This is a genomic window from Salmonella sp. A7 (genome assembly GCF_020181675.1).
GTDB classification, from domain to species: domain Bacteria; phylum Pseudomonadota; class Gammaproteobacteria; order Enterobacterales; family Enterobacteriaceae; genus Salmonella; species Salmonella enterica.
In genome coordinates, this window is the sequence record NZ_CP084001.1 from 2,523,875 (window position 1) to 2,547,306 (window position 23,432).

The following is a 23,432-nucleotide window of genomic DNA, read 5'->3' on the forward strand; positions in this document are numbered from 1 at the left end:
TTTTCATTTTCCTTTTTTGTAAATTTCAGCGTATAATGCGCGCCAATTGTCTCTTGAATGGTTTCAGCGCATTGGACTGTAAAACTCAACGACTAAAATTATCCCCTTCCCGTTGGGCTGAAACGCGAGCACACATTCCTCTGCACGCTCTTTCGATGTCACCTATCCTTAGAGCGAGGCATCATCACTTTAGCAACACAGGCTTAGCTTCCGGGCCGTGCGCGCCCGAAGCCAGATTTCCATATCCTCCTCAACTTAAAGACTAAGACTGTCATGAAAAAGACGAAAATTGTTTGTACTATCGGTCCGAAAACCGAATCCGAAGAGATGTTAAGCAAAATGCTGGACGCGGGCATGAACGTGATGCGTCTGAACTTCTCTCATGGCGATTATGCAGAACACGGTCAGCGTATCCAGAACTTGCGCAACGTGATGAGCAAAACTGGTAAAAAAGCCGCTATTCTGCTTGATACTAAAGGACCAGAAATCCGCACCATTAAACTGGAGGGCGGTAACGACGTTTCGCTGAAAGCGGGTCAAACCTTCACTTTTACCACCGACAAATCCGTGGTCGGTAATAATGAAATCGTTGCCGTCACCTATGAAGGCTTCACCGGCGACCTGAGCGTTGGCAACACCGTCCTGGTTGACGATGGTCTGATCGGTATGGAAGTGACCGCCATCGAAGGCAATAAAGTAATTTGTAAGGTGCTGAACAACGGCGATCTGGGCGAGAACAAAGGCGTTAACCTGCCGGGCGTTTCTATTGCTCTGCCGGCGCTGGCTGAAAAAGACAAACAGGACCTGATCTTCGGTTGCGAACAGGGCGTTGACTTTGTTGCGGCGTCCTTTATCCGTAAACGTTCTGACGTTGTCGAAATTCGCGAGCATTTGAAAGCCCACGGCGGCGAAAACATCCAGATTATCTCTAAGATCGAAAACCAGGAAGGCCTGAACAACTTCGATGAAATTCTCGAAGCTTCCGACGGCATCATGGTTGCGCGTGGCGACCTGGGCGTAGAAATCCCGGTTGAAGAAGTGATTTTTGCGCAGAAAATGATGATCGAAAAATGTATCCGCGCACGTAAAGTCGTGATCACCGCGACTCAGATGCTGGATTCTATGATCAAAAACCCGCGTCCGACCCGCGCAGAAGCAGGCGACGTTGCGAACGCCATCCTCGACGGTACGGATGCGGTTATGCTGTCCGGCGAATCCGCAAAAGGGAAATACCCGCTGGAAGCCGTTTCTATCATGGCGACCATCTGCGAACGTACCGACCGTGTCATGAACAGCCGTCTGGACTACAACAACGACAGCCGTAAACTGCGCATTACGGAAGCAGTATGCCGCGGTGCGGTAGAAACTGCCGAAAAACTGGAAGCGCCGCTGATCGTGGTAGCGACCCAGGGCGGTAAATCCGCTCGCGCCGTGCGTAAATACTTCCCGGACGCCACCATCCTGGCATTGACCACCAATGAAGTGACTGCCCGTCAGTTAGTACTGAGCAAAGGCGTGGTATCGCAGCTGGTGAAAGAAATCAATTCTACTGATGATTTCTACCGTCTGGGCAAAGATGTCGCCCTGCAAAGCGGCCTCGCCCAGAAAGGCGACGTCGTAGTGATGGTCTCCGGCGCGCTGGTTCCAAGCGGCACCACTAACACCGCCTCTGTTCACGTACTGTAATAATTGTTGTGTGAATTAATTTGTTTAAAAAAGCGCCCTTCCGGCGCTTTTTTTATTTAATCGATAGCCACTATTAATAAAAAAATCAAATCGGATTTTACTATCTAATTGCGGATTATCTAAGAAGAATCCGATGGAAGCCCCCTGTTTTCTTTCGGTTTTTTAGGGACTTTCATGCATTTCGATGCTTCTTTGAGCGAACGATCAAAAATAAGTGCATTCCCATCAAAAAAATATTCTCAACATAAAAAAGTTTGTGTAATACTTGTAACGCTACATGGAGATTAACTCAATCTAGAGGGTATTAATAATGAATCGTACTAAACTGGTACTGGGCGCGGTAATCCTGGGTTCTACTCTGCTGGCTGGTTGCTCCAGCAACGCTAAAATCGATCAGCTGTCTTCTGACGTTCAGACTCTGAACGCTAAAGTTGACCAGCTGAGCAACGACGTGAACGCAATGCGTTCCGACGTTCAGGCTGCTAAAGACGACGCAGCTCGCGCTAACCAGCGTCTGGACAACCAGGCTACTAAATACCGTAAGTAATAGTACCTGCGTAATAAAAATGGCGCACATCGTGCGCCATTTTTTTGTCCGTCGTTTGCTGCGAAGGCTACTGCGTCGCGCGCGTTTGCCCCTCTTCCCCGACAAAACCGTTCTGAGCGGATTCGACTGCGGTCGTATTTACCGCTGGCGTCTGCCCGGCGCTCACACTGACAGGATACCCGGCTCGCCGGTATAGCGCCTTATCGACCAGGCGACTATCCACCCCTTGCGCGTTTCTGAATGCGGTAAATTCCGCAGGCAACACGTAGGGCATCGTCTGCACGTTTTGCTCTTCTTCCGGCGATAGCGGCCTGTGTACCTCTACATAACGAATGCCATTCGGCTCGACAGAGAATTTCACCGGCTGGTTAATCACTTTTACCGGCGTCCCCGTTCTGACCTGCGCAAATAACGCTTTGATGTCCGGCGCGTTCATGCGAATGCAACCGGAACTCACGCGCAGACCCACGCTATCCGGCGCGCTGGTGCCATGAATGAGATATTCCCCATTACCGTGCGCCAGACGCAGCGCATAGCGTCCCAGCGGGTTATTTGGCCCGGCAGGGATCACCGGCGGCAGCGTGATCCCCCGCTCAAGCGAACGTTGGCGTATGCCCGCCGTCGGCGTCCACGTCGGGTTGGGGATCTTTTGCCCTATCCGGGTGTCCATGACGGGAGTTTCCAGTCCCTGCAAACCGATGCCGATGGGATATACCTGAACGCGGTTTTCTCCCGGCGGATAATAATACAACCGTAGCTCCGCGAGGTTGACGATAACGCCTTCCCTGGGCGCATCCGGCAATAGCATCTGCGAGGGAATGGTAATTAGCGTACCGGGCTTAGGCACCGGCGCAATCGTATTGTTCGCTTCAAGAATGAGCATCGCCGCCGTATCAAAACGCCGGGCGATAGCCTGCAGGTTTTTATCACCTTCCTGTACGGTATAGGTTTGATTCTGACCAATAAGACGGCTGCCTTCGGGCGGTAATGGATAATCAACCGCCCAGGCTGCCTGTAACGCGCTATACGCGCCGATAATAGCTAGAGTAATGAAAGACGCACGTTTCATACCAAACCTCCTGTATTCCTGGTGATGTCCTCTGCGACGGCTGATAGCGCTTCGCTTATCAGAACAACAAAATACACGCTCTGTCCCCTCTGGATAAAGCGACGCCGCCGTCCGACAAAGGATTTGACATCAGGTAGAACGCTGTCTGTACAGTTTAGCTAAGAGTGGCGGCCTTAGCGCGAATTGCGCGAATCATTGCTTCCAGCCCCTGAGAACGAGAAGGCGTGAGGTGCTGTGTAAGCGCCATTTTTTCGAACCATGGCCGGACATCAAAATGCACAATATCCTGCGCCGTCATTTGGTGGTACAAAATAAATACCACCGCCATAAGGCCTTTAACGATCGCCGCGTCGCTGTCGCCCTGCAATTCGATAATGCCGTTGGCGTTTCGCCGCATCACTATCCACACCTGGCTCTGACAGCCATGAATCGTATTTTGCGGATTGCGATCCTGCGGATTTAACTCCGCCAGGCGCTGCCCCAACTCAATAATATATAAATATTTCTCTTCCCAATTAGCGCAACGCGTAAAGTTACGCAGCAATTTTTCTTTATCCGGTAGCGCAGCCATAAAACCTCACTGTTATCCCAATAAGCGGTGGATACGCGTTAATCCTGCCACCAGTCGGTCCACTTCTTCATGGGTGTTATACATCGCCAGCGAAGCCCGGCACATTGCCGGCACGCCATACCAGGCCATGAGCGGCATCGCGCAGTGATGCCCCGTTCGTACCGCGATACCGTAATTATCAAGAAAGCTGCCGACGTCATAAGCATGGTGTTTACCCAGATTAAACGCGATGACGCCCAACCGCTGCGCCGGACCATACAGCGTGATATCAGGCACCTGCGCCAGTTGCTCCAGCGCATAGCGCATCAGCATCTGCTCATAATCGCCAATCTTATCCAGTCCCAGCGACGTCACATAGTCAATTGCCGCGCCCAGACCGATGATGCCGCCAGTATTCGGCGTTCCCGCCTCAAAACGCCAGGGCGCTTTCGCCCATGTCGTTCCCTGCGTCAGGCTGACGGTCGAAATCATCGACCCGCCCCCTTCCCACGGCGGCATTTCTTGCAGCAATGCCTCTTTAACATACAGAATGCCGATGCCGGTCGGCCCGTAAAGTTTATGGCCGGAGAAAACGTAAAAATCGCAGTCCAGCGCCTGGACGTCAACAGCATGGTGCATCACGGCCTGGGCGCCATCCACCAGCACTTTCGCCCCATGCTGGCGCGCCAGCGCAATCATGTCCGGCAGTGGGTTTTCCGTCCCCAGCACATTGGAAACGTGGGTAATGGCCAGCAGTCGGGTCCGGTCATCGAACAGCGCAGCTAAGGTCTCCAGCCGCAGCGTACCGTCAGGATGAAATGGGATCACGCGCAGTTCGGCGCCTTTGCGCTCGCACAGCATCTGCCAGGGAACGATGTTGGCGTGATGCTCCATCTCGCTGATAATAATGTTATCCCCGGCGCGAATATTTTCCGTTCCCCAACTGTTGGCGACAAGGTTAATGCCCTCCGTCGTACCGCGCACGAACACCAGTTCTTCTGCGGAGCGGGCGTTAATAAACCGCGACGCCTGCTTACGCACATTCTCCATGCTTTCGGTCGCCTGTGCGCTTAACGTATGGATACCTCGATGTACCGCAGCATAGCCGTGACGGTAGAAGGCAGATTCAGCGTCAATCACCTGATTGGGTTTTTGAGCGCTGGCTGCACTGTCCAGGTAAGCCAGCGGCAGGCCGTTAACTTCACGCTGCAGTATGGGAAAATCCGCCCGTACTTTTTCTACAGGAAATGTCATACCAGGCCTCCGGGCAGTCGCTGGCCGATTCGCGCCAGCACCTGCTGTTTAAGGGCGCTATCATGGATAGCTTCCGTTAACTCTGCGGCAAACGCGTAAAGAATCATGTGCCGCGCCTCCTGCTGCCTGATGCCGCGTGATTGCAGATAAAACATCTGCTCATCGTCAATACGCCCGATCGTCGCGCCGTGGCTGCACTTCACGTCATCGGCATAGATCTCTAATTGCGGTTTGGTATCGACTTCAGCCAGTTTCCCCAACAACAGGTTATTATTGGTCATCTGGCCGTCGGTTTTAATGGCGTGTTGCGCCACGTTGATCAGGCCATTAAAGACCGCGCGTCCTTTGTCGCTGACGATGGTCTTGTGCAACTGGCGGCTGTTACAGTAACCTTTGTTATGTTCCAGCCATGTCCGCGTATCGCAGACTTCATTTTTCACCGGCATCGCCAGACTATTCAGTCGAAGCGTCGCGTTTTCACCATTCAGTTGTGAGCTGCTGTGGTGACGTAGTACTGCGGCGCCCAGCAGAAAACTGTGGCTAAACGCCGAGGCGTCTGTCGCCAGCAGAAGATCGTTATGCGCAAAGTGATAGCTGGACGCATTTTCAAACGCCAGTTTGATATGGCACAGTTGCGCATTGTCTGCAACGTTCATCGTCAGACGCGCGCCGGTAAAATGTTTTGCCGCTGTAAGGCTGACATAATGCTCAATAACCGTCGCTTCCGCGCCTTCCGCCAGCGCCAGATGGTGGCGATAATGCGCGGTATTCAGCTCGTCGCCATCCACACCCTGCGTGATATGCATTAACAGTAACGGCCTGGTCGGACGCTGATTTCGCCGTACCTGTATATACGTGACACATTGCGCCAGGCTTTCCGTCAGATGCAGAAAAACCTCGGGATGTACCGGCGCGGCAAGCGTCTGGCGTTCATCCCTGACGCTAACGTCAAATCCGCTGTTTTGCGTGCTATCACTAAGCTCTGGCATAAACCGACCGTCGACAAACACCAGCCGCACGGCATCGATTTGCAGCGCCAGCGCATCACGCTGTGCGGCGCTGATAGTCGCACACTGCTGGATAAACTGGCTATGGGTTAAGCCCTCCAGCGGCGTGTATTTCCAGTCTTCATGTTTACGCGTCGGCAATCCCAGACGTAACATCTGTTGTAAATGTTGTCTTGCCTGCTCAGTTCGACTTACTCCTTTTTCTTCAAAGAGATGCTGCCATTGCTGTAGCGCTTTACTGCTGTTCGGTAAGCCAGCCATAACCCTGCTCCTCCAGTTGTTTGACCAGAGTAAAATCGCCGGATCGGACAATTCGCCCCTGGTAGAGGACATGGACGTAATCAGGCTTGATGTAGTCCAGTATGCGCTGATAGTGGGTCACGATAATAAAAGCGCGTTTATCGTCGCGTAACGCGTTGACGCCTTCCGCCACAATTTTCAACGCATCGATATCCAGTCCGGAGTCCGACTCATCAAGGATGCACAGTTCCGGCTCCAGCACCGCCATTTGCAAAATATCATTGCGCTTTTTCTCCCCGCCGGAAAAACCGACGTTTACCGAACGGGTCAGCAAATCTTCCGGCATTTTCAGCAATGCGATCTTTTCTTCCATCAGATCCTGAAAATCAAAGCGATCCAACGACGTCTGCCCGCGGTAGGCGCGCACGGCATTCAGCGCGGTTTGCAGGAAAAACTGGTTACTGACGCCGGGGATTTCTACCGGGTACTGGAAGGCCATAAAAATCCCTTCACCCGCCCGTTCCTCCGGCGACAGTTCAAGCAGATCTTTACCTTTGAACGTAACCGAGCCGCCAGTGACCTCGTAATCTTCACGTCCCGCCAGGGTGGCGGAGAGCGTGCTTTTCCCGGAACCGTTCGGCCCCATAATGGCGTGAACTTCGCCAGGGCGAATCTCCAGATTCAGGCCACGCAAAATCGCTTTTTCTTCCACACTGACCTGTAAATCTTTAATGCTTAACATGGGTTTTCCTTCATCATTAACCGACGCTGTGCTCAAGGCTAATCGCCAGCAGTTTTTGCGCTTCAACGGCAAACTCCAGCGGCAGTTCCGAGAAAACGTCTTTACAGAAACCGTTGACGATCATCGAAATAGCGTCTTCTTCGCTGATACCGCGTTGCAGACAATAGAAAAGCTGATCTTCACCGATGCGTGATGTTGTCGCTTCGTGCTCCAGCTGCGCGCTGTTATTGCGACATTCAACATACGGGAACGTATGCGCGCCGCAGTCCGCGCCAATCAACATGGAGTCGCATTGGGTGAAATTTCGGGCGTTGGTCGCCGTCGGCATAATTTTTACCAACCCACGGTAGCTGTTCTGGCTGTGGCCGGCGGAAATGCCTTTTGAGATAATGGTTGAGCGCGTGTTTTTACCGATATGGATCATTTTGGTACCGGTGTCAGCCTGCTGATGTCCACTGGTCAGCGCAACGGAATAGAACTCGCCGATAGAATTATCACCACGCAGAATACAGCTCGGGTATTTCCAGGTAATCGCCGAACCGGTTTCCGACTGGGTCCACGACATCTTGCTGTTTTCCCCTTCGCACAACGCCCGCTTGGTCACAAAGTTCAGAATGCCGCCCGTGTTGTTGTCGCCCGGGAACCAGTTTTGTACGGTGGAATATTTTACTTCAGCATCTTTATGGATGATGACTTCCACTACCGCGGCGTGGAGCTGATAACTGTCGCGTACGGGCGCGGAGCAGCCTTCGATATAACTCACATAGCTGCCTTCATCCGCCACCAGAATCGTGCGCTCAAACTGACCGGTTTTCTCGGCGTTAATGCGAAAATAGGTGGATAACTCCATCGGGCAACGCACGCCTTTGGGAACATAGATAAATGTCCCATCGGAAGCGACTGCCGCATTCAGCGCGGCAAAAAAGTTATCGTTCCCCGGCACGACGGTGCCAAGATATTTCCTGACCAGGTCAGGGTGATCGTGTATCGCTTCGCCAAAAGAACAGAAAATAATGCCCTGTTCCGCCAGTTTTTCACGGTATGTGGTCGCTACGGAGACCGAATCAAAAATCGCATCGACGGCGACCTCTTTCCCTTCGCGAACCGGAACGCCAAGTTGCTCGAAGGCGTCTTCAACCTCTTTACTCAAAAAGGTATTCGCGCCCGTTTGCTGTACCGCTCCCGGCTGGGAAACGCAGCTATCGTCGCAGTTTCCGCATGATGGCGCAGAGTAATAGCTGTAGTCCTGATAGTTCAGTTTATCGTAGTGCGCCTTCAGCCAGTGCGGTTCATCCATGTCCAGCCAGGCTCTATAGGCATTGAGACGAAATTCCAGCATCCACTCAGGTTCGTTACGCTTTGCGGAAATCGCGCGCACCACCTCTTCGCTGATGCCTTTTGCCAGTTCATCAGTGGGTAGTTGCGTGAAAAATCCTTCTTTGTAATTAAGGCGTCCGCCTGTCCAGATGCCGACCTCTTCCGTTGCTTCAGTATTACGAGACATAGTACCGCCTATACCCCAAAACTTTCGCCGCAGCCGCATTCATTCTGGGCTTTGGGGTTATGAAATTTAAATAACTGGTTCAGCCCTTCCTGTACGTAATCCACTTCTGTTCCGTCAATAAAAGGCATCGCCTGTAACGGTGCGAAAAGCTTTGCGCCTTCGGCTTCAAAAACCAGATCGTCTTTATCCGGCTCCCGAACGGTATCCAGAACATAGCCAAATCCGGCACATCCCGTCTGTTTTACGCTTAACCGCACGCCCAACATGCCCGGCTGCTTTGCTGCCAGTTCACGTATGTGCGCTGCCGCCGCTGGCGTTAGCGTCAGCCCTTGCCAGGGGAAGTCCTCCGGGTTAAACGTGTCTGAATGCAATTCCATAGAGTTACCTCGCGTTCTAAATCACCAGGATATAACAGCATGTTAGTGATAATGATTATCACTTCAACCCCTTAACCGCAGGGGCTTTCCAACAAATGGTCATATTGAGCGCCTTTTATTAAGCATAGACCCTGTCCGCCAGGTCATACGACAGACAAAAAACCACTTAACCTTTTGATAAATAATAATTTATAAGATGTTAACCGTTCTGGCAGGTCAAAAACGAAAAGATGTATAGAAAATGACTATTTAATTAATAGGCTGTCGACATTGCCGGGCGGCGAGGTCAGAACCCCATTTTTTGTATGGATACCTGGCGTTGCGCTCTTTATAATCCGCTGCGGTTCTATAACTCAGTTTGAGCTATAGGTTTATGTAAACTCTTTCCGGCATTTCAGGTGCTGAATGAGGCAAGAGGCTTAAAATATGGTTGTTACGCTCGCGTATATCGCACTTTTTTTGGTTTTCTCGTGGGTCATCTTGAGAATTAATCAAAAAAGCGATTCCCTGTCGAAAAGCGTTTTTATCGCTATCTTTTTAGGGGCTGTTATTGGTTTATCCCTGCATTTTATTTCAGCAAATCACACTAAAACTATTATCGAATGGTACAGCATCGTCGGCAATGGTTACGTCCACCTGTTAAAACTGGTCGCTATACCGCTAATTTTTATTTCTATTCTTTCCGCCATCAATAAACTGGAAAATAGCGCCGGCATCGGAAAAATGTCGCTGACGATCGTCGGATGCATGTTATGCCTGGTGATGGTTGCCGGTTTTATCGGATTACTGACCGCTCATATACTGGGGCTTGACGCCAGCGCTTTTGTGCACATGCCGTCAATGTTAACTGCGGAAGAAGTCAATAAGACTGCCGCGGTGTCGATTCCCCAGTTAGTGACATCGCTGATCCCGACTAATATTTTTCTTGATCTTACGGGGGCCAGAAGTGTTTCCGTTATCGGCATCGTTATCTTCACGCTAATAGCGGGGATCGCTCTGTTAAAGGTCAAAAAAGAGGCGCCGGAAGAAGGTCAGAAATTAAGCGCAGGCATTAACGCTATTCAGATCTGGGTCATGAAGATGGTACGTATCGTTATTGCATTAACGCCCTATGGCGTCATGGCATTAATGACTACCGTATTTTCATCATACCGCCTTGAACAATTCGCCAGTTTACTTGGTTTTATCGGTGCCTGTTACATCGCGATTTTCATGATGTTTATCGTGCACGCCATTTTGCTGATCCTCAGCGGTAATAATCCAGCGCGTTATTTCAGAATGGTCTGGCCCGTCTTAACCTTTGCGTTTGTTTCCCGCAGCAGCGCAGCCTCTATCCCGCTGGCCATTTCCGCCCAGGAAAAATTTGGCGTACAAAGCACCATTGCCAATATTTCCGCCTCGTTTGGCTCCAGTATGGGGCAAAATGGCTGCGCCGGGATTTATCCGGCTATTATGGTAGCGATGATTGCGCCCACCATCGGCATTGATCCGCTCTCGCTGCATTTTCTGGCCGCGATGTTGCCTGCCATTGCGCTAGGGTCTATTGGCGTAGCCGGCGTCGGCGGCGGTGGTACGTTCGCGGCGCTGATTGTCCTGTCGACGTTGAATTTTCCCGTTGCGCTGGTCGGTATTTTTATTGCCATCGAACCTATCGTTGATATGGCCCGCACGGCTCTGAACGTTAACGGATCGATGATGTCAGGTGTGCTGGCTAACCGTATTTTGAATAATCATACGGCTGACGACATGCCAGCGGTTATTGACAGACCTTAGTTTTTTACGCGCCCGGAAAAGAAAAACCCTTAAGTCTGTTCAATACAGGCTTAAGGGTTCCGGCCCCATCCGGCGCTTATCTCCGGCACTCTTAATGGCTTAGCTCTTGAAGGGGCATAAGAATAATCTCATAAAGAGAGCGCGCCTTTTTAGCACAAATGGCGATCTGTATTTTTTTTAAACAAAATCAAGAGGATTATCTATTACCTGGGGACAGGGTCTGGTGAGATTGCCTGGTAACATAGCCGGATGGCGGCTAACGCCTTATCCGGCCTACACCGACTTTATTAATGCACGCCCAACCGCCAGGCGAAATAGATCTCTTCTTTCAGTTCGGTTGCAGAGAGGGTGAGGAGATCGGCAAACTCTAACTCCAGCTGTTTTAAACGCTTCAAATACTGCGCGGGAGAAAGTTCGGTTTTATCACGGCGTAAAAATTCAATCGCCAGTTGGGTTGGGTCTAAATCAGTAGACATATCATCCTCGCTTATGTGTAAACGTGCACAGTATATCACCTTTTTCTGCGCACATTTTGACCAAAAGCAATATGCATCACACTTTTATGGTGACAACGTCACACAATCGCCGTAGTAAGGCGCGAAGAACAGCACAGACGTCCCTGTTCATCAAAGATCTCTATCTGCCAGACCTGATGGCGAGCCCCGGTATGCAACGCTTTACAGACGCCTCGTACGCGCCCCTGACGCGCCGACCGTACATGGTTGGCATTCACCTCCAGCCCCACCACCTTTTGCTCCCCCTGCGTACACAGATAGCCTGCGACCGAGCCGATACTTTCCGCCAGCACCACAGACGCTCCGCCATGCAGCAAGCCGAACGGCTGTTTGGTGCGATGATCGACGGGCATTGTCGCTTCCAGCGTATCGTCCCCAATATGCTCAAAGCGGATATCAAGCAGGCCAACCATATTCCCTTCCCCCATCGCATTAAGCGCATCGAGGGTCACTTCACGTTTCCAGATCAACCTATAATCTCCAGTAATGCCTGCAACGGGTGACGCACGCCCGTACCTTCAATGCGTTTAACCTGGCTTCGGCAGGAATAGCCGGTTGCCAGGCAACGGTTTCGCGGTAGACGTTGCATCGCCTGATGCCAGGATAGCTCATAAATTCCCAGCGAATTTTTATGATTGGTGAGTTCATGTCCATAAGTGCCCGCCATACCGCAGCAGCCTACGCTGACATTTTCCAGCTTCGCGCCAAAATGGGCAAAGATGGCGGCCCACTGCGCAGGCGCGCCGGGTAACGCCGTGACTTCCGTACAATGACCAAAAAAGTACCACGGTTCGCCGCTCACCTCGACGGACAGTCTTGCATTTATTTCCTGCGCCAACCATTCATTCACCAACAACACATGAAAATCGCCGCGCTGTTCGCCCAGCGCCAGTTTGTATTCGTCGCGATAACACAGTACCAGCGCCGGATCGACGCCCACCATCGGCATCCCCAACGCGGCGATCCGATTAAGGAACTCAGAGGTTTTTTTCGCCGTTTTCGCAAAGCGATTAAGAAAACCTTTAATATGCTGCGCCTTACCATTCGGCGAGAACGGTAACAATACCGGCCTCCTGCCCAGTTTTTCCGCCAGGCGGATAAAGTCCGCTACGACCCGGGCGTCGTAGTAGCTGGTAAACGGGTCCTGAACCACCAGTACCGTTTTCGCTTTTTGCTCGGCGCTCATGCGCTCCAGTTGCTCAAGCGTCATATTAGCGGACGGATGGCCCACCAGTTGCTGTTGCAATGAAGGGGCAGAAAGCAGAGGTAAATCCACCATACCGATATGTTTTTTCGCCAGATTGCGAACCATCGGTTGGTTAATAAAAAAGTTAAAGGTCTTTGGCGCACGCGCCATCAGCGGCGCGTAGGTCTCGACCGTCGCCACCAGATGATCGCGTACCGGGCGCAGATAACGCGTATGGTAAAGCTGTAAGAAACGTGAACGAAACTCCGGAACATCGATTTTAATCGGACACTGGGTCGTACAGGCTTTACATGCCAGACAGCCGGACATGGCCTCTTTAACTTCATGGGAAAAATCATACTCGCCTTTGCGTTTGTGCCAACTATTCCGGGTGCGAGCAATCAGCGTGCGCAAGCTGGCGCGTTTTTCCGGCAGCTCCTTTTCCAGCTTCAACGGATCGACGCCGCGATCGGCCAATAGACGGAGCCATTCCCGCACCAGCGTCGCCCGCCCTTTCGGCGAGTGGATCCGGTTAAGGCTAATTTTCATCGACGGGCACATTGGGCTTTTCGCATCGAAATTAAAGCACAGGCCGTTACCATTACACTCCATAGCGCCGCGCCAGGTCTGCCGTACCGCCAGCGGGATTTGCCGATCCCATGTGCCGCGTTTTACCGCATCCACCTTCATCATCGGCGCCTCTATCCCCTGCGGTGGACAGATTTTACCCGGGTTAAGTCGATTATGCGGATCAAAAGCCGCTTTTATTTTGCGCAGCTCGCCATACAGGACTTCGCCGAAAAAGGCCGGGCTGTATTCCGCACGAAAACCTTTTCCATGCTCGCCCCACAACAGCCCGCCGTATCTGGCGGTCAGCGCGACGACCTCATCGGAGATCTGTTTCATCAACAGTTCCTGCTGCGGATCGCACATATCCAGCGCCGGACGCACATGCAGCACCCCGGCATCCACGTGGCCGAACATGCCGTAACTTAAGCCATGACCATCCAGCAGGGCGCGAAATTCGGCGATGTAATCGGCCAGATGTTCAGGCGGCACGCAGGTATCTTCCGCAAAAGGAATCGGTTTGGCTGCGCCTTTCGCATTACCCAGCAGCCCTACCGCTTTTTTACGCATCGCGTAAATACGCTCAATACCCGTCAAATCGGTACAAAGTTGCCAGCCGATCACGCCCGCTTCCGCACGCGCCATCAGGCCATCCAGCCGGTGGCACAGCGCCTCGACCTGCCCGTCAATAAGCGCTTCATCGTCACCCGCGAATTCCACGATATTCAGGCCAAGCATCTCTTTATCCGGCACATCGGTAATCAATTCGCTAACGGAGTGCCAGACAATATCTTCCCGCGCGAGGTTAAGGACTTTGGAATCGACCGTCTCGACGGATAAGGCGCGCGCATCAACCATAAAAGGGGCGTTACGCAGCGCGGAATCAAAGGAGTCGTATTTTACATTCACCAGACGGCGGACTTTGGGTATCGGGGTAATATCCAGCCGGGCTTCAGTAATAAACGCCAGCGTCCCTTCCGACCCCGTTAAGATGCGGGTAAGATCGAAGCGGGTCATGTCATCGTTAAAGACGTGGCGTAAATCGTAGCCTGTCAGGAAGCGATTGAGCTTTGGAAAGCTATCGAGGATAAGTTGACGGTTTTCCAGGCAGGACTGATAGACGGTCTGATAGATGCGGCCTGGCATCGTCGTGTTTTCACCCAGCGTCCGGGCAAGCTCTACGGGCATCGATTGCGTGTCAAGGATATCGCCCCCCAACAATACGGCCCGTATGCCTAAGACGTGATCTGACGTTTTTCCATAGACCAGCGAACCCTGACCAGAGGCATCGGTATTAATCATACCGCCAAGCGTGGCGCGATTACTGGTGGAAAGTTCCGGCGCAAAAAAATAGCCATACGGCTTTAACGCCTGATTAAGCTGATCTTTTATCACCCCCGCCTCTACCCGCACCCATCCCTCTTCAGGATTAATTTCAATAATGCGGTTCATATAGCGGGACATATCAACAATAATGCCCTGGTTTAGCGCCTGGCCATTCGTGCCAGTACCGCCGCCTCGAGGGGTAAATATCAGCGACGTAAAGCGCGGCTCCGCCGCCAGACGGGCAAGAAGCGCGACATCCGCCGTAGAACGGGGAAACACAACAGCATCGGGAAGAAGCTGGTAGATACTGTTATCGGTCGACATTGTCAGACGGTCGGCATAGCTGGTTGCCGTATCGCCCGTAAACCCTTGCTGCTCCAGCGCCTGCAAAAAATTGAGCACCAGCTGAACGACGCCGGGTGCCTGAGAAATTTGTGGAATCATTATATTGACCTTTTCCTGCGGTCTATGTTGTGAACGGTGGCGCCCAACCCGGCGAGCGCGAGCGGTCTACGCACAGGAAGGGATGCTTAATCGTTTGCGTGTTGCGTTATTTGTTGTATCACATTTTTTTCCTGTGCGCCCAACAGAATTACATGCAGAATCGGCCTGTTAAAAACCGCTGAAATTGCTCATCATTATAGGGTGTGGTTTGCATGTTCACGTCGCGCCAACGTTCTGGCGCAAAGACAAAGGTGAAAAGTATTTATGGTAAATGTTCGTCAGCCCAGGGATATTGCGCAAGTGCTGCTATCGGTGCTGTTTTTAGCCATCATGATTGTGGCCTGTTTGTGGATAGTACAGCCTTTTATTTTGGGGTTTGCATGGGCAGGTACGATTGTTATCGCGACCTGGCCCGTTTTGCTGAAATTACAAAAAATATTGTGGGGCCGCCGCTCGCTTGCCGTATTGGTCATGACGCTGCTGTTAGTGCTGCTCTTCGTTATTCCCGTCGCCTTGCTGGTGAACAGCATTGTCGATGGTAGCGGCCCGCTCATCCATGCAGTGACCGGCGGCGATATGACGCTACCCGATCTGGCATGGTTAAATAATATTCCGTTAGTTGGCGCCAAACTGTATGCCGGATGGCATAGCCTGCTGGATATGGGCGGTAGCGCTATTATGGCGAAAGTGCGGCCTTATATCGGCACAACCACGACCTGGTTTGTCGGTCAGGCGGCGCATATCGGACGCTTTATGATGCACTGCGCCCTGATGCTGTTGTTTAGCGCCCTACTTTACTGGCGCGGCGAACAAGTGGCGATGGGTATACGCCATTTTGCCTGTCGTCTCGCGGCTAAACGCGGCGATGCGGCGGTTCTGCTGGCTGCCCAGGCGATCCGCGCCGTGGCGCTTGGCGTGGTGGTCACCGCGCTGGTACAGGCGGTACTTGGCGGCGTCGGGCTGGCGATTTCCGGCGTGCCTTACGCTACCCTGTTGACGGTAGTGATGATCCTTTCGTGTCTGGTTCAGTTGGGGCCGTTGCCGGTATTGATTCCAGCCATTATCTGGCTTTACTGGACAGGCGACACCACCTGGGGCACCGTGCTGCTGGTTTGGAGCGCCGTCGTCGGCACTCTGGATAACGTGATTCGCCCGGTACTCATCCGCATGGGCGCCGATTTACCGCTGCTTCTGATCCTTTCCGGGGTAATCGGCGGCCTGATTGCATTCGGTATGATTGGTCTGTTTATTGGACCGGTGCTTCTGGCCGTGACCTGGCGTTTGTTCTCCGCATGGGTACATGAAGTTCCGGCGCCGACGAATGAACCAGAGGAGATCCTTGAAGAGTTGGATGATATCGAGGAAGCCAACAAGCAGTCATAATCCCGTCGGGCGGCATTGCCGCCCGATGCTTTAGCGACGTTTATCAATTCAACGCACACCCCATTTTGATTCGCCGGTCTGTTCCCCGCCGCATCTCATTTTTGTCGCAAATCCGTTACAGTTTTTAAACTATTGAGACGAATCTGATCGACGCAAAAAGTGCTCATGCCTACTATTAGCACACGGTTATAAATCAACACATTGATTTATAAGCATGGAAATCCCCTGAGTGAAACAACGAATTGCTGTGTGTAGTCTTTGCCCGTCTCCTACGATGGGCTTTTTTTTTAACTTTTTTCGCTGCATTGTTACATAAGCCAGCTCCCGTTTCCCTTCAACACCGCGATATCTGCAACGAACAAATAATATTGCACAAAATAGTGTGATTCTGTTCAAGTCGAAACGGTGTCGGTGGTGCTATTTATAGCATCACTTTTTTCATATAAAAGCCTAAAAAATGATGAACGCGTTAGAACTACAAGCACTACGGCGTATTTTTGATATGACGATTGAAGAATGCACAATCTATATCACCCAGGATAATAATTCGGCAACCTGGCAACGATGGGAAGCTGGCGACACTCCCATCTCTCCAGAAATCATTGCCAGGTTAAAGGAAATGAAAGCCAAGAGACAGCGACGAATTAACGCCATTGTTGACAAAATAAATAACCGCATCGGCAATAATACAATGCGTTACTTCCCTGATTTATCTTCTTTTCAGTCCATTTATACAGAGGGTGATTTTATCGAGTGGAAAATTTATCAATCTGTTGCTGCCGAACTTTTCGCACATGATCTGGAGCGGCTGTGTTAGACGTAAACTTTATCGCCGCATCGTATTGATACCGGATAGAAAACCACACAATCACGACATTGACTTGTCACCCTATCCAATATGCTTCCTGCCTGTGTATACCACTGTAACGTTCAGGCGGCATCTCTGAGTCAGATAATATGAAAAATCGTTATTTCCCTACCGCTGTAGGGTTGTATTTTAATTACTTTGTACATGGCATGGGGGTTATCCTGATGAGCCTGAACATGTCATCGCTTGAACAGCAATGGCATACCAGTGCCGCAGGCGTATCTATTGTGATCTCTTCGCTTGGTATTGGCCGGCTAAGCGTTTTGTTAATCGCCGGTATGCTTTCCGATCGCTTTGGTCGCCGTCCTTTTATCATTCTGGGGACCGCCTGTTACCTGATTTTTTTCATTGGCATTCTTTATGCTCAGACGATTTTTGTCGCTTATGCCTGTGGCTTTTTAGCGGGTATGGCCAATAGTTTTTTGGATGCAGGTACCTATCCCAGTTTGATGGAAGCCTTCCCTCGCTCCCCCAGTACGGCAAATATTCTGATCAAAGCATTTGTCTCTGGCGGGCAATTCTTGTTGCCCATTATTATCAGCTTATTAGTCTGGGCTAATATGTGGTTTGGCTGGTCCTTCCTGCTTGCCGGGGCGATCATGCTTATTAATGCTCTGTTTTTATTACGCTGCCCTTTTCCACCCTATCCTGGTCGGATATTGAAGCCCAAAATCTCGCAAGCGCCTGTCACAGGCGTACATCATTGCTCCCTCATCGATCTTATCAGCTACACCCTTTATGGCTATATCTCGATGGCAACCTTTTATCTTATCAGCCAGTGGCTGGCGCAGTATGGACAGTTCGTCGCAGGAATGTCGTATACTCAATCCATCAAACTGTTAAGTATTTATACCTGCGGATCGCTACTGTGCGTTTTTATTACTGCCCCGCTGGTCAGAAAAACAATTCGCTCTACCACATTATTGATGTTTTATACCTTTATCTCTTTTATTGCGCTTCTGACGGTCTGCCTGCATCCTCAGGCCTATGTTGTTATGATCTTCGCATTCGTCATTGGATTCTCTTCCGCCGGTGGCGTAGTACAAATCGGCCTGACGCTGATGGCGGCCCGTTTTCCACAGGAGAAAGGTAAAGCGACCGGCATTTATTACAGCGCCGGCAGTATCGCGACGTTCACTATTCCGTTGATCACAGCGCGGATTTCAGAAATGAGCATTGCACATATTATGTGGTTTGATACCGGTATCGCCGCAGCGGGATTTCTCCTCGCACTGTTCATCGGTTACCGAAGTCGGGCTGAATCACAACATCACGCTGAAGCAGCGTCAACTGCGCAATAAATGTTAGCGTGCCAACTGCAATATTATTGCCTTGCTATGCAAAATAAAACGTTAGCCATTATCACCGGGAAACAAAAAATGTAATTTTCGTGTTAATTATTATTCATTATCTTCACACTTATCAGAAAAATTGCGATGAGCATCACGAGTTATATGTGTTAAACAACAAATTCGCAGCAATTTTTATATTTCCTGACTAACAAATGAAATGCTATCAATGCAATAAACCTGGCATTTTAAACGCCATGTTATGTACATATAACGACAGTACCGACTTATAGTGTTACTGAACAATCGCTGCATGTAGTAAAGCAGTAATAAGCAGGACATTGAATCAAACCATCAGCAAGGAGCTGTGAACAAATGTCTCAGAACAAGGCTCGCAACATGCCATATTTGCTGGCTGTTATCTGCATTTATTTTAGTTACTTTCTCCACGGCATGAGTGTTATTACACTAGCCCAGAACATGACCTCCCTTGCACAGAAATTCTCCACGGATAGTGCCGGTATCGCCTATTTAATCTCTGGCATTGGTCTTGGCCGTCTGGTCAGTATTTTATTCTTTGGCGTACTGTCCGATAAATTTGGCCGTCGGGCAATAATACTGCTTGGCGCCGTACTATATATGCTGTTTTTCTTCGGTATTCCCGCCAGTCCTAACCTGATGATCGCTTTCATATTAGCGGTGTGTGTCGGCGTGGCGAACTCCGCGCTGGATACCGGCGGATACCCTGCATTAATGGAGTGTTTTCCCAAAGCATCGGGCTCGGCAGTTATTCTGGTTAAAGCGATGGTCTCTTTTGGGCAAATGATTTATCCCCTTATTGTCAGCGCCTTGTTAGTCAACCATATCTGGTACGGCTACGCGGTGGTAATCCCCGGTATCCTTTTCGTCCTCATCACGTTGATGCTGTTGAAAAGCCGCTTTCCCAGCCAACTTGTCGATGCCAGTATTGCGAAGGAATTACCCCAGATGAACAGTACTCCCCTCGTCTGGCTGGAAGGCGTAGCTTCCGTTTTATTTGGCGTCGCCGCGTTCTCAACCTTCTATGTGATTGTGGTCTGGATGCCTAAATATGCGATGGCCTTCGCCGGAATGGTGGAATCCGACGCGCTGAAAACCATCTCTTATTACAGTATGGGATCGTTGGTTTGCGTGTTTATTTTTGCCGCATTGCTGAAAAAAATGGTTCGCCCCATCTGGGCCAATGTTTTCAATGCCGGGCTGGCGACACTCACCGCTGCGGCAATTTACCTGTATCCCTCTCCACTGATCTGTAATGCTGGCGCCTTCGTGATTGGTTTTTCCGCTGCTGGAGGTATTTTACAATTAGGCGTATCGGTAATGTCGGAATTTTTCCCTAAGAGTAAAGCTAAAGTCACCAGTATATATATGATGATGGGGGGCGTAGCTAACTTTCTTATCCCACTGATTACCGGTTATCTCTCTACTATTGGCCTGCAATATATCATTTTGTTAGATTTTGCCTTTGCACTACTGACATTTATCACCGCCATTATTGTATTTATTCGCTATTATCGCGTATTTAAGATCCCGCAAAACGATGTCCGATTTGGCGAGCGTTATTTCCAGTAAAAATGTTAACTATGCGCAACAGGCATGCGCCCTGCTCTGCACTGTCCACTTATTAAGGAGTATAAAATGGATGTTACCGCAAAATATGAATTAATTGGTCTTATGGCGTATCCTATCCGTCATAGCTTATCGCCCGAAATGCAAAACAAAGCGTTAGAAAAAGCGGGGCTACCGTATACCTATATGGCTTTCGAAGTGGATAACACGACGTTTGCCAGCGCCATTGAAGGACTGAAAGCATTAAAAATGCGCGGTACGGGCGTCTCCATGCCAAACAAACAGCTCGCGTGTGAGTATGTCGATGAATTAACGCCAGCAGCAAAACTGGTTGGCGCTATCAACACCATTGTTAACGATGACGGCTATCTACGCGGCTACAACACGGATGGTACGGGCCATATTCGGGCAATTAAAGAAAGTGGTTTCGATATTCGGGGAAAAACCATGGTGCTGCTCGGCGCGGGAGGCGCGGCTACCGCCATTGGCGCCCAGGCAGCCATTGAAGGCATTAAGGAAATTAAACTGTTTAACCGTAAAGATGACTTTTTCGAAAAAGCGGTTGCCTTTGCGAAGCGGGTGAATGAAAACACCGATTGCGTCGTTACCGTCACCGATCTTGCCGATCAGCACGCTTTTACTGAAGCGCTTGCCAGCGCAGATATTCTGACGAACGGCACCAAAGTTGGCATGAAACCATTGGAGAACGAATCCCTGATCGGCGATGTTTCCCTGCTCCGCCCTGAATTGCTGGTCACCGAATGTGTTTATAATCCGCATATGACAAAGTTATTGCAGCAGGCGCAACAAGCTGGTTGCAAAACAATTGATGGTTACGGCATGTTGTTATGGCAAGGAGCCGAACAGTTTGAACTGTGGACAGGAAAAGCATTTCCATTGGACTATGTGAAGCAGGTGATGGGATTCACAGCCTGACCGGTAAAATTATAATTGCGACGAATGACAATGAAGGGTACCAAATGAAAACCGTAACTGTAAGAGATCTCGTGGTTGGCGAAGGCGCGCCAAAGATCATTGTGTCGCTAATGGGAAAAACCATTACCGATGTGAAATCGGAAGCACTCGCCTACCGTGAAGCGGATTTCGATATTCTGGAGTGGCGCGTTGACCATTTTGCCAACGTGACAACGGCGGAAAGCGTACTTGAGGCCGCCGGCGCCATCCGGGAGATTATTACCGATAAACCCTTGCTATTTACCTTCCGCAGCGCGAAAGAAGGCGGCGAACAGGCACTAACCACCGAACAGTATATCGCTCTGAATCGTGCAGCGGTTGACAGCGGTCTGGTCGATATGATCGATCTTGAGCTTTTTACCGGCGACGATGAGGTGAAAGCCACCGTCGGCTATGCTCATCAACACAATGTTGCGGTGATCATGTCTAACCATGATTTTCATAAAACGCCCGCAGCGGAAGAGATTGTTCAGCGTCTGCGTAAAATGCAGGAACTGGGCGCCGATATTCCGAAGATCGCCGTCATGCCACAGACTAAAGCCGATGTCCTGACCTTACTTACCGCCACTGTAGAAATGCAGGAGCGCTATGCGGATCGTCCGATTATTACCATGTCGATGTCGAAAACCGGGGTAATATCTCGTCTTGCCGGCGAAGTGTTCGGTTCTGCAGCAACGTTTGGCGCGGTGAAAAAAGCATCTGCGCCGGGACAAATATCGGTAGCCGATCTGCGTACCGTATTAACTATATTGCACCAGGCGTAATACTTTATCGTGTGGCGGAATATTCTCTTTCTGCCACAATAAAATAAATAGTTATCTGATATGAATATGTTCCATATTCATTGAAAGCCGCTGTCTTTATTACCTTAACACGGTTATATCGATATTGCTTTCAGGGATAATAGTGGAGTAAATATGAAACTCAATAAGCCATCACGCATTAATGGCCGCGTTCCCGTGCTCTCTGCACAAGAAGCAGTAAATTATATCCCGGACGAGGCCACTTTATGTATTCTGGGCGCAGGCGGCGGTATTCTCGAAGCGACAACATTAATTACCGCACTGGCAGATAAATATCAAACAACCCAGTCACCACGAGATTTATCTATTATTAGCCCCACCGGATTAGGTGACCGCGCCGATCGCGGCATCAGCCCGCTGGCGCAGGAGGGGCTGGTAAAATGGGCGCTATGCGGACATTGGGGGCAATCTCCCCGTATTTCTGAACTGGCTGAACAAAATAAAATCGCCGCCTATAACTACCCACAAGGCGTATTAACCCAGACACTGCGCGCCAGCGCCGCACACCAGCCGGGTATTCTGAGCGATATTGGTATTGGTACCTTTGTCGACCCTCGCCAACAGGGCGGAAAATTAAACGACGTGACTAAAGAAGATCTCATTAAGCTGGTAGAGATCGATAATAAAGAATATCTCTATTATAAAGCGATAGCGCCTAATGTGGCTTTTATCCGCGCCACCACCTGCGACAGCGAAGGCTATGCATCATTTGAAGATGAGGTGATGTATCTTGATGCGCTGGTGATCGCCCAGGCCGTTCACAATAATGGCGGTATTGTAATGATGCAGGTGCAGAAAATGGTAAAAAAAGCCACGCTGCATCCAAAATCCGTGCGTATTCCCGGCTATCTGGTGGATATTGTGGTTGTCGACGCCGACCAGACGCAACTCTATGGCGGCGCGCCGGTGAACCGATTTATCTCCGGGGATTTTACTCTTGATGATAGTACCCAGCTTACCCTGCCCCTTAATCAGCGCAAGCTGGTAGCCCGACGCGCGCTGTTTGAAATGCGTAAAGGCGCGGTAGGCAATGTGGGCGTAGGCATTGCCGACGGTATTGGTCTGGTCGCTCGCGAGGAAGGCTGCGCCGATGACTTCGTGCTGACCGTAGAAACTGGCCCGGTGGGCGGTATTACCTCTCAGGGCGTGGCCTTCGGCGCCAATGTCAATACCCGAGCGATCCTCGATATGACCTCACAATTTGATTTTTATCACGGCGGTGGGCTCGATGTCTGCTATTTAAGTTTTGCCGAAGTGGATCAACACGGTAATGTCGGTGTACATAAATTCAACGGCAAAATTATGGGCACCGGCGGGTTTATCGATATTAGCGCAACGTCGCAAAAAATTATTTTCTGCGGAACTCTGACGGCCGGAAGTTTAAAAACTGAAATTACCGATGGCAAATTAAATATTCTGCAGGAAGGTCGCGTGAAAAAATTCGTCAGCGAACTGCCGGAAATTACGTTCAGTGGAAAAATTGCGCTTGAGCGCGGGTTAGACGTGCGTTACATCACTGAACGTGCGGTTTTCACTCTCAAACAAGATGGCCTGCATTTAATTGAAATTGCGCCTGGCGTCGATCTGCAGCGGGATATTCTTGACAAGATGGATTTTTCACCGGTTATCTCACCAGATTTAAAACTGATGGACACAAGATTATTTACCGATAGCACTATGGGATTCACGCTTCCTGACGCAACACATTAAAAGGAGTAC

The 23,432-nt window shown here is 50.5% G+C and carries 20 protein-coding genes and 1 other RNA gene; 11 read left to right on the forward strand and 10 right to left on the reverse strand.

All coding sequences use genetic code 11. The features are described 5' to 3' along the window. The first annotated feature begins 273 nt into the window (after window positions 1-273). A complete protein-coding gene (pykF, locus tag LCS67_RS12400; protein ID WP_000751445.1) occupies window positions 274-1,686 on the forward strand; it encodes a pyruvate kinase PykF in 1,413 nt (470 codons plus the stop codon). 310 nt (window positions 1,687-1,996) lie between these two features. Next, window positions 1,997-2,233: a murein lipoprotein Lpp gene (gene lpp, locus LCS67_RS12405; protein WP_001082307.1), complete on the forward strand. Its 237-nt coding sequence runs from the start codon at window positions 1,997-1,999 to the stop codon at window positions 2,231-2,233. A gap of 67 nt (window positions 2,234-2,300) precedes the next feature. Here lpp and ldtE read toward each other — a convergent pair whose 3' ends face one another. The 7 genes from ldtE to sufA all read right to left on the reverse strand — a co-directional run bounded on the left by ldtE (window position 2,301) and on the right by sufA (window position 8,976). Beyond that, window positions 2,301-3,302: a L,D-transpeptidase LdtE gene (ldtE, locus tag LCS67_RS12410; RefSeq protein ID WP_000817051.1), complete on the reverse strand. Its 1,002-nt coding sequence runs from the start codon at window positions 3,300-3,302 to the stop codon at window positions 2,301-2,303. Between the two features lie 154 nt (window positions 3,303-3,456). Beyond that, complete coding sequence (gene sufE, locus LCS67_RS12415; RefSeq protein ID WP_000729470.1) at window positions 3,457-3,873, reverse strand: cysteine desulfuration protein SufE; 417 nt, start codon at window positions 3,871-3,873, stop codon at window positions 3,457-3,459. A gap of 12 nt (window positions 3,874-3,885) precedes the next feature. Beyond that, entirely contained in the window at window positions 3,886-5,106 is a 1,221-nt protein-coding gene (sufS, locus tag LCS67_RS12420; protein WP_100521870.1) for a cysteine desulfurase SufS, read from the reverse strand. Next, a complete protein-coding gene (gene sufD, locus LCS67_RS12425; RefSeq protein ID WP_000907939.1) occupies window positions 5,103-6,374 on the reverse strand; it encodes a Fe-S cluster assembly protein SufD in 1,272 nt (423 codons plus the stop codon). Before sufD ends, sufS begins: the two co-directional genes overlap by 4 nt. Next, the gene (gene sufC, locus LCS67_RS12430) at window positions 6,349-7,095 is read right to left on the reverse strand and encodes a Fe-S cluster assembly ATPase SufC (RefSeq protein ID WP_000948904.1); all 747 of its coding nucleotides are present in this window, start codon (window positions 7,093-7,095) and stop codon (window positions 6,349-6,351) included. The genes sufD and sufC overlap by 26 nt, the downstream gene beginning before the upstream one ends. A gap of 16 nt (window positions 7,096-7,111) precedes the next feature. Next, a complete protein-coding gene (sufB, locus tag LCS67_RS12435) occupies window positions 7,112-8,599 on the reverse strand; it encodes a Fe-S cluster assembly protein SufB (protein WP_000089383.1) in 1,488 nt (495 codons plus the stop codon). Window positions 8,600-8,607: 8 nt separating this feature from the next. Further along, complete coding sequence (gene sufA / locus LCS67_RS12440; protein WP_000418969.1) at window positions 8,608-8,976, reverse strand: Fe-S cluster assembly scaffold SufA; 369 nt, start codon at window positions 8,974-8,976, stop codon at window positions 8,608-8,610. Window positions 8,977-9,402: 426 nt separating this feature from the next. On the opposite strand from sufA, the gene LCS67_RS12445 reads away from it, so the two are divergent. Continuing rightward, window positions 9,403-10,749 carry an L-cystine transporter gene (locus LCS67_RS12445; protein ID WP_000261859.1) on the forward strand — a complete coding sequence of 449 codons (1,347 nt, stop codon included), beginning with the start codon at window positions 9,403-9,405 and terminating at the stop codon, window positions 10,747-10,749. 287 nt (window positions 10,750-11,036) lie between these two features. Here LCS67_RS12445 and LCS67_RS12450 read toward each other — a convergent pair whose 3' ends face one another. The 3 genes from LCS67_RS12450 to LCS67_RS12460 all read right to left on the reverse strand — a co-directional run bounded on the left by LCS67_RS12450 (window position 11,037) and on the right by LCS67_RS12460 (window position 14,787). Further along, window positions 11,037-11,225: a YdiH family protein gene (locus LCS67_RS12450; RefSeq protein WP_001537749.1), complete on the reverse strand. Its 189-nt coding sequence runs from the start codon at window positions 11,223-11,225 to the stop codon at window positions 11,037-11,039. Window positions 11,226-11,323: 98 nt separating this feature from the next. Then, window positions 11,324-11,734: a 1,4-dihydroxy-2-naphthoyl-CoA hydrolase gene (gene menI / locus LCS67_RS12455; RefSeq protein ID WP_000637926.1), complete on the reverse strand. Its 411-nt coding sequence runs from the start codon at window positions 11,732-11,734 to the stop codon at window positions 11,324-11,326. Then, window positions 11,731-14,787, reverse strand: a complete 3,057-nt coding sequence (locus tag LCS67_RS12460; protein ID WP_000612907.1) for an FAD-binding and (Fe-S)-binding domain-containing protein — start codon at window positions 14,785-14,787, stop codon at window positions 11,731-11,733. Before LCS67_RS12460 ends, menI begins: the two co-directional genes overlap by 4 nt. A gap of 264 nt (window positions 14,788-15,051) precedes the next feature. On the opposite strand from LCS67_RS12460, the gene ydiK reads away from it, so the two are divergent. The 8 genes from ydiK (at window position 15,052) to LCS67_RS12500 (ending at window position 23,423) form a co-directional block, all read left to right on the forward strand. Beyond that, the gene (gene ydiK, locus LCS67_RS12465; protein WP_000248615.1) at window positions 15,052-16,170 is read left to right on the forward strand and encodes an AI-2E family transporter YdiK; all 1,119 of its coding nucleotides are present in this window, start codon (window positions 15,052-15,054) and stop codon (window positions 16,168-16,170) included. Between the two features lie 182 nt (window positions 16,171-16,352). Beyond that, window positions 16,353-16,460: antisense sRNA RprA (gene rprA, locus LCS67_RS12470), an RNA gene on the forward strand. 167 nt (window positions 16,461-16,627) lie between these two features. Further along, window positions 16,628-16,987 carry a YdiL family protein gene (locus LCS67_RS12475; protein WP_000980454.1) on the forward strand — a complete coding sequence of 120 codons (360 nt, stop codon included), beginning with the start codon at window positions 16,628-16,630 and terminating at the stop codon, window positions 16,985-16,987. Window positions 16,988-17,127: 140 nt separating this feature from the next. Continuing rightward, window positions 17,128-18,339 carry an MFS transporter gene (locus tag LCS67_RS12480; RefSeq protein WP_000797669.1) on the forward strand — a complete coding sequence of 404 codons (1,212 nt, stop codon included), beginning with the start codon at window positions 17,128-17,130 and terminating at the stop codon, window positions 18,337-18,339. Between the two features lie 363 nt (window positions 18,340-18,702). Continuing rightward, a complete protein-coding gene (locus LCS67_RS12485) occupies window positions 18,703-19,938 on the forward strand; it encodes an MFS transporter (protein ID WP_000081215.1) in 1,236 nt (411 codons plus the stop codon). 66 nt (window positions 19,939-20,004) lie between these two features. Then, window positions 20,005-20,871, forward strand: a complete 867-nt coding sequence (ydiB, locus tag LCS67_RS12490) for a quinate/shikimate dehydrogenase (protein WP_000383488.1) — start codon at window positions 20,005-20,007, stop codon at window positions 20,869-20,871. A gap of 44 nt (window positions 20,872-20,915) precedes the next feature. Next, window positions 20,916-21,674, forward strand: a complete 759-nt coding sequence (gene aroD, locus LCS67_RS12495; protein WP_000860221.1) for a type I 3-dehydroquinate dehydratase — start codon at window positions 20,916-20,918, stop codon at window positions 21,672-21,674. A 153-nt stretch (window positions 21,675-21,827) separates the two neighbouring features. Further along, a complete protein-coding gene (locus LCS67_RS12500; RefSeq protein ID WP_000773598.1) occupies window positions 21,828-23,423 on the forward strand; it encodes an acyl CoA:acetate/3-ketoacid CoA transferase in 1,596 nt (531 codons plus the stop codon). The last annotated feature ends 9 nt before the right edge of the window (window positions 23,424-23,432 follow it).